This is a genomic window from uncultured Campylobacter sp., assembly GCF_938045345.1.
In the GTDB taxonomy this organism is placed as follows: domain Bacteria; phylum Campylobacterota; class Campylobacteria; order Campylobacterales; family Campylobacteraceae; genus Campylobacter_B.
The window spans coordinates 1-6,764 of sequence record NZ_CALIMS010000043.1 but is presented as its reverse complement, the minus strand read 5'-3'; the positions used below and the strand labels follow the sequence as shown (position 1 = coordinate 6,764).

The following is a 6,764-nucleotide window of genomic DNA, read 5'->3' as shown; positions in this document are numbered from 1 at the left end:
AAGGGCTCTCGGTCAGCGGCGAGATAGGCGCGCTAGTATCCAGCCTCGCGTATGGATAAGTTATACTCCTGCGGCCATTTGGAGAGCCCAAACGCATGGAAAAATACCTTGTAAATGTAGCTTATCGCGCCGCCCATGCGCTGCGTAACGTCCGAGCAAAAGTAGCTCACGCGCCCGTCGCTGTAGTAGCGAGAACCGATCTTTTGCGTACGAGCGGGATCCAGCCCCGACATCTTGCGAGCGCCGCAAAATACGCTACTAGCGTCCATACCGACGTTTGTGTAGAAGTATCTGCCGGTATCAAGCGCGCGAAAGCTCGCCGCGTCCGCACCGCCCTCTAGCTCGTAAGGAGCGAGATTCCAAGAGCGTAGATAAATTTTGCCGCCGATGTTGTAGTAATCGCTACCCCCGATCTTTTGCGCGTCTGCGGGCAACTCGCGCGAGCTATCATACACCGATAGCTCATAGATAAAAACGAGCGAAACGAAGAGTGGCACGAAAAGTACCGCAAAAAGGAGCCTTAGCGCCTTTTTATCAAATTTGCTTAAATTATTCACCTTTTTCATAAGGCAATTATATATCTTGCTAGTTTAAAACGTTAGAAATTTAAAAGCGTTTGCGGGGGAAATTTTAAAATTTAGGGCGCGGTAAATTTGACGGCAAAAAGCCACGGGTAAATTTAAAGCTTATCAAATTTGACAGCAAAGCCTCAGCTCAAATTTACCTGCAATCGCTCGAAACTACGCAAGCTTCGCGCAAATTTAACTCAGTACCCGTCAAAATGCTTGGTCTTTGGCAGAACCAAATTTAGCGTGATGCCGATAAGCGCGCCAAGTCCAACGCCGCTAAAGCTCATCGCGCCAAAATCCAGCACCATGCCGCCGATCGCGCAGACGAAGATGAGCGCGACGATGATCATATTGCGCGGCTCGGCCAGATCCACGCCGTTTTTGATCAGAGTCTCCATGCCCACGTTAGCGATGATACCGAAAAGCAGCAACATAATGCCGCCGATGACGGGAGCGGGGATCGTGGAGAGCGCGGCGCCGAGCTTACCCACGAAAGCTAGCAGTATCGCCGCAAGCGCGGCAAAGGTCATGATGGCGGGATTATAGGCCTTTGTGATACTGACCGCGCCCGTGACCTCGGAGTAGGTGGTGTTCGGCGGTCCGCCGAAGCATCCCGCTAGCGACGTCGCGAGTCCGTCGCCTAGCAGCGTGCTTTTAAGCCCAGGGTTTTTGAGGAAATTTTCCTTCGTTACGTTGCTGATCGCGAGCATGTCGCCGATATGCTCGATCGCGGGCGCAATAGCGATAGGCACCATGTAGATCACCGCTTCGAGCTTAAAAACCGGCGCGGTGAAATGCGGCAGCACAAACCAAGGCGCATTTAAAATCGGAGTAAAATCCACGATGCCGATAAATAGCGACACGCAGTATCCAGCCGCAATACCGCACAGGATCGGCACGAGGCGCAGCATACCGCGACCAAACATCATAACGACGATAACCGCAGAGAGCGAGATGAGCGCGATAGTAAGCGACTGCCCCTGCGTATATAGCGCCTCTTTGCCCTTGCCCATGACCATATTTACGGCTGCGGGCGAGAGGATGAGGCCGATCGTCATGATGACGGGGCCCACGACCACGGGCGGTAAAATTTTATGCAAAAACCCCTCGCCTTTGAGCCTAATAAGCAGGCTTAGAACCACGTAAAAAAGCCCCGCCGCGATCACCCCGCTCATCGTCGCGGCGATGCCCCACTCTTTCACGCCGAAGCTTAGCGGCGCAATGAACGCAAAACTAGACGCGAGAAAGATCGGCGGGACGTGTTTACGCGTGATGAGCTGAAACAGCAGCGTGCCGATGCCCGCCGTAAACAGCGCCACGGACGTATCAAGCCCCGTTAAGATCGGCACGAGTACTAGCGCGCCGAATGCCACGAATAAAAACTGTACGCCGACGAGAGCGTCGCGTAGCCTGAGATTGTAGCCTTCGTATTTTTCCATCTTGTTAATTCCCCATTCGCTATGGATTTTCGATAAATTTTTATTACTTGCTGTAGTCACGGACGAGCAGTCTGCTCCTTTGCAAGCACTAAAAATTTATCGAAACTACACATCATCTGTCTTGAATATTTTCAAAATTTATGCCTTTCCGCCTCGTCTAAATAAAAAATACTACGCCTTAATTTTTAAATCTGACACATAAAAAATTTTGACCTACCCAGTCACAGACGGACAGCCTACTCCACTCTTAGCCGTCAACTACCTGCGGCCCACCTTAAATTAAATGTTTTAAAATTTTAGCCTCTTTTTAAAATTTTACGACCTCGCTTTAAAATTTCGCGCTCAAGCTTAAAGCTAAATTTCAAATCAAAGCCGCGTAAGCAGATCCAAACGGACAACGACCAAAATCCGCAAACCAGCAACTAAATTTCACAAACATAGCGGATAAATCAAAACTATGCAGGCCGAATTTACCGCTAAAATTTAGCGAGTAAATTCCGTCGCACGGCTATTTTTTGCGCAGCAGATCCTTCAGGCTCGCTCTTACGTCCTTGCCACGCAGAATTTGCGCGACCTCGGTAGCGATCGGAGCGTAGATTTTGTGCTTTGTCGCGATATTTACGACCGCTTCGGTTGTAGCCACACCCTCGGCGACCTCGCCCAACTCGCGCAAAATTTCCTCGAGCCTCTTACCGCGCGCAAGCCCTAGTCCCACGCGGTAGTTTCGCGATAGTGCGCTCGAGGCGGTCAAAAACAGATCGCCCACACCGCTTAAGCCCAAAAAAGTCTCGTCTCGCGCGCCGAAAAACTTGCCGAAGCGCGCGATCTCTACGATGCCGCGCGCGATCAAGCTCGCTCTAGCGTTATTGCCGAGCTCGAGCCCATCGCAAACGCCGCTAGCGATGGCGATGACGTTTTTATACGCGCCGCACACCTCTGCGCCGATGATATCACCACTCGTGTAGGTCTTGATGTAGGCAGGGAAGGCACTTGCGAAAAGTTCGGCTAGATTTTCGTTACACGAGCTTACGACGAGCGCGCAAGGCAGCTTCTGCATGACTTCGGTGGCAAACGACGGACCTGATAGATAAGCAAGATTGCCGCGTGCGACGTGAGATTCAAAAATTTCGTTCAAAAACCTGCCGCTTGCGGCGTCGATGCCCTTGGAAGCGACTAGAATTTTTTGATTTTTGTAAGTGAAATTTTGATCCAGCCACTGCGCGGTTTGCTGCGCTGCGAGCGCGAAAACGAGCGCTTCGCACTCCAGCGCTTCGCTCACGCTTACAAAATGCGGAATTTGTCTTGGCGTGCGCGAAGTGATGACGCATTCGTTTTTCGCGCTAAGCGCATCAAAAAGCGCGCTACCCCATTTGCCCGCGCCTATAACCGCGATTTTCATTGTAGCCCTTTCGATCTGATTTATAAAATTCCGCAAAACTTGCGCCGGATATTTGAGCGATCCGTTGGCGCAAATTTTAACCGCAGCTAAATTTACAGCATTTACAGCGCGGCTTTGCGTTAAATTTACAAGGCGGTTTGCCGAAATTTAACCCGCATGCGTAAATTCAAACCTTGCTCGCCGCGACATAAAATTTTATCTGGCTTCTCACCTTGTGCGAGCCTGAAAAATTTCACCGCGCCCGCACGCACAAAATTTACTAAATTTAATTCGCATGCATCGCCTGCCGTATGCAAAATTTTACCCATTGCACAGCCGGACTAATGCGTGCCGTCCGTTTGCCCGCTCAAGCAAGTGTATCTTATCGAACTTGCCGCGCAGCGTGTCCGCAAAGCGCAGATAAAATTTCACGCGAACGATAAAATTTAGAATTTTATCCCTAAATTTCATCTATCGCATGCGCCGCGCCGCATTAATTCGCCACGCAATCCGCGAAATCAGCCCAGCTTCTGTTTCAAAAGCTCGTTCACCTTTGCAGGATTAAACGCGCCCTTGCCCTCTTTCATCACTTGGCCTACGAAGAAGCCGAATAGCTTGTCTTTGCCGCCGCGATAGTCTGCGACTTTGTCCTCGTTTTGGCTCATCACGCGCGCTATGATCTCCAAAATCGCGCCGTCGTCGCTTACCTGTCGTAAACCCAGCTTGTCGATGACCGAGCTTACGGCCTCGTCGTGCTCCATTAGATAATCAAGCACCTCTTTGGCGGCCTTTTGCGACACGGCACCGCCTTCGATCGCGTTTAAAAGCTCGCTCATCTTCGCGCTACCTACGGGCGAATCCTCAATCGTAACTCCGTTTTTAAGCCTGCCCGCAAGCTCGACAGTAAGCCAGCTGACGCAAAGTTTTGGCTCGTGCCCCGCCGCGATCAGATCCTCGAAAAATCGCGCGTTTTCGTAGGTCGAGATTATGATCTCGGCGTCTTTTTCTTTAACACCCAGCTCGCGGACGTAGCGGGCCTTTTTCTGATCCGGCAGCTCGGGGATATGCTGCGCAGCAGCTAGCATCTCGTCATCCACGATCACGGTTAGCAGGTCAGGATCGGGGAAGTAGCGGTACTCGGCGCTGTCTTCTTTGCTGCGCATCGGCTTGGTGATAAACTTAGCAGTGTCGAAAAGGCGGGTTTCTTGCACGACCTCTTGCTCATATTTGTCGTCCTGCCACGCTTCGATCTGACGCTCCACTTCAAACTCGATCGCCTTTTGGATAAATTTAAAGGAGTTTAAATTTTTAATCTCCACGCGCGTGTAGAGCTTTTGCTCGCCTTGCGGACGGATACTGACGTTTACGTCGCAGCGAAACGAGCCTTCTTGCATATTTGCGTCGCTGATATTTAAAAAGCGCAAAATGCTGTGGAGTTTTTTTAGATACGCGACCGCCTCGTCCGCAGAGCGCATATCAGGCTCGCTTACGATCTCCAAAAGCGGCGTACCGGCGCGATTTAGATCGACTAGGCTGCGCGAGCTTTCGTGATTATTTTTGCCAGCATCCTCCTCTAAGTGCGCGCGTGTAATGCCGATGCGCTTGCTCTGTCCGTCCGCGGCTATGAAAAGCTCGCCGTGCTCGACAATCGGGATCGTCCACTGCGAAATTTGATACGCCTTAGGAAGGTCGGGGTAGAAGTAGTTTTTGCGGTCGAATACCGACTTGCGATTGATCGTCGCATTGACGGCGGTGCCGAAGCTGATAGCTTTTTTAACCGCTTCCTCGTTTAGCACGGGAAGAGCGCCCGGAAGCGCTAGGCAGGTCGGGCAGACGTGCGAATTTGCCTCATCGCCGAAGCTCGTGGGGCAGGAGCAGAAAATTTTGGTTTTGGTATTTAGCTGGCAGTGTACCTCCAGGCCGATCACGGTTTCAAACATTAATTTAACCTTTTAGAATAAAAATTTCGCGTAATTTTACAATTTTTTGCTTTAATACTCGCTTGTAGCGGCACACGGCGCAGCCAAATTTTAAAATTTAATCGGATAGATTTTACTCGCCGCCGCTAAGGAGCTTTTCTTTCAGATCGAAAACATCGACCATCAAGCAGGTGATGATGACGCATATCACGCCGGGAGCGGTGCAGATGAAGAGGAATTTTAACCCCAAAAAATAAAATGACGGATAGGCAAAAAAGACGAATGCGCCGACGAAGATCAATCCGAACGACGCACCCACGAGGAAGTATAAGAAATTTCGCTTAAAATTAATGCTCATCGACGATCACGGCGCCCGCTAGATAAACGTAGCTTAAAACCATGAAAATGAAAGTCTGCAAAATCGCCATAAAAGTAAGCAGCGCAAACGGCACCATCGGCACTAGCGCAGGAGCGAGAGTAAGCATAACTAGCAGGAAGGTATCGTCGCCTTTGATGTTTCCGAAAAGTCGGAAAGAAAGCGATACGACGCGCGAAAAATGCGAGACGATCTCTATGACGAACATAAACGGCGCTAGGATTTTCACCGGACCCATAAAGTGCTTTAGGTAGTTGATCACGCCATGCTCGCGAACGCCCTCAAAATGGTAATACAACCAAACGCAAAGCGTAAGCGAAAGGGTTAAATTTAGACTCGCGCTCGGCGACTCAAAGCCCGGCACTAAGCCGATAACGTTACTAAAAAATATCACAAATCCCAATGTTGCGATTAGCGGAAGATATTTTTTGGCTTGCTCCTCACTACCCATCGCGTCCTTACCGATCGTTAGCACGCCGCTTAGGTAGGCTTCGGCGATATTTTGCATGCCGTGTGGTACAAGCTGAAGCGAGCGAGTGGAGCAAAGCGCGACGGCTACGATGATAGCGACGACCAAAAAGAAGTAAAAAAGGTAGATAAAAGTGTGGTCGTAAGAAATTAAACCGCCGAAAAGGAAGATGTCTTTTAGCATAAAAACCCTTGATCGTTAAAATTTGTGGCGTATTTTACACTTCTATTCGTTAAAGTATATTTAAATTTGCGCCAGCAAGTGAAATTTTGAGCTTTGCGAGTTCTCACACCGCTTACTTGCCTAGCACTTTCGTCTAGCTTGCGCGCCATTTCGGCAAAGATTTTGCGTTTTTTTTGGCATTTAGCTCCATATTTACAGCAAATGACAAAATTTTTGCTAGTAAGTACGAAATTTACGGCTACACTGCCAATTCGCTATTTTTGCAAAATAGAATTTAATCTAGCGCATACAGAGAAGCCCTAAGCCGGCTGGCGGTAAAATTTATGTTTACAGATACAAAAAATACAATAAAATTATACCGCGACGGCGCCGTGGCGAATTCCAAGAATTCCAAGAATTCCAAGAATTCCAAGAATTCCAAGAATTCCAAG

The 6,764-nt window shown here is 49.5% G+C and carries 7 protein-coding genes; all 7 read right to left on the bottom strand.

Annotated features, from left to right (window positions below; translation table 11 throughout):
* Positions 1-32: 32 nt before the first annotated feature.
* Positions 33-557, bottom strand: a complete 525-nt coding sequence (locus Q0144_RS08030) for a hypothetical protein (protein WP_298063146.1) — start codon at positions 555-557, stop codon at positions 33-35.
* Between the two features lie 209 nt (positions 558-766).
* Positions 767-2,008, bottom strand: coding sequence for a uracil-xanthine permease family protein (locus Q0144_RS08025; protein WP_298063143.1), 1,242 nt, complete (start codon positions 2,006-2,008; stop codon positions 767-769).
* Positions 2,009-2,516: 508 nt separating this feature from the next.
* Positions 2,517-3,407: an NAD(P)H-dependent glycerol-3-phosphate dehydrogenase gene (locus tag Q0144_RS08020; protein ID WP_298063141.1), complete on the bottom strand. Its 891-nt coding sequence runs from the start codon at positions 3,405-3,407 to the stop codon at positions 2,517-2,519.
* 125 nt (positions 3,408-3,532) lie between these two features.
* Positions 3,533-3,715, bottom strand: coding sequence for a hypothetical protein (locus tag Q0144_RS08015; RefSeq protein ID WP_298063139.1), 183 nt, complete (start codon positions 3,713-3,715; stop codon positions 3,533-3,535).
* Between the two features lie 189 nt (positions 3,716-3,904).
* Positions 3,905-5,326 carry an Asp-tRNA(Asn)/Glu-tRNA(Gln) amidotransferase subunit GatB gene (gene gatB / locus Q0144_RS08010; RefSeq protein WP_298063137.1) on the bottom strand — a complete coding sequence of 474 codons (1,422 nt, stop codon included), beginning with the start codon at positions 5,324-5,326 and terminating at the stop codon, positions 3,905-3,907.
* A gap of 112 nt (positions 5,327-5,438) precedes the next feature.
* A complete protein-coding gene (locus Q0144_RS08005; protein ID WP_297896069.1) occupies positions 5,439-5,663 on the bottom strand; it encodes a hypothetical protein in 225 nt (74 codons plus the stop codon).
* Entirely contained in the window at positions 5,653-6,333 is a 681-nt protein-coding gene (locus tag Q0144_RS08000; protein WP_177387592.1) for a F0F1 ATP synthase subunit A, read from the bottom strand. The genes Q0144_RS08005 and Q0144_RS08000 overlap by 11 nt, the downstream gene beginning before the upstream one ends.
* Positions 6,334-6,764: the final 431 nt, after the last annotated feature.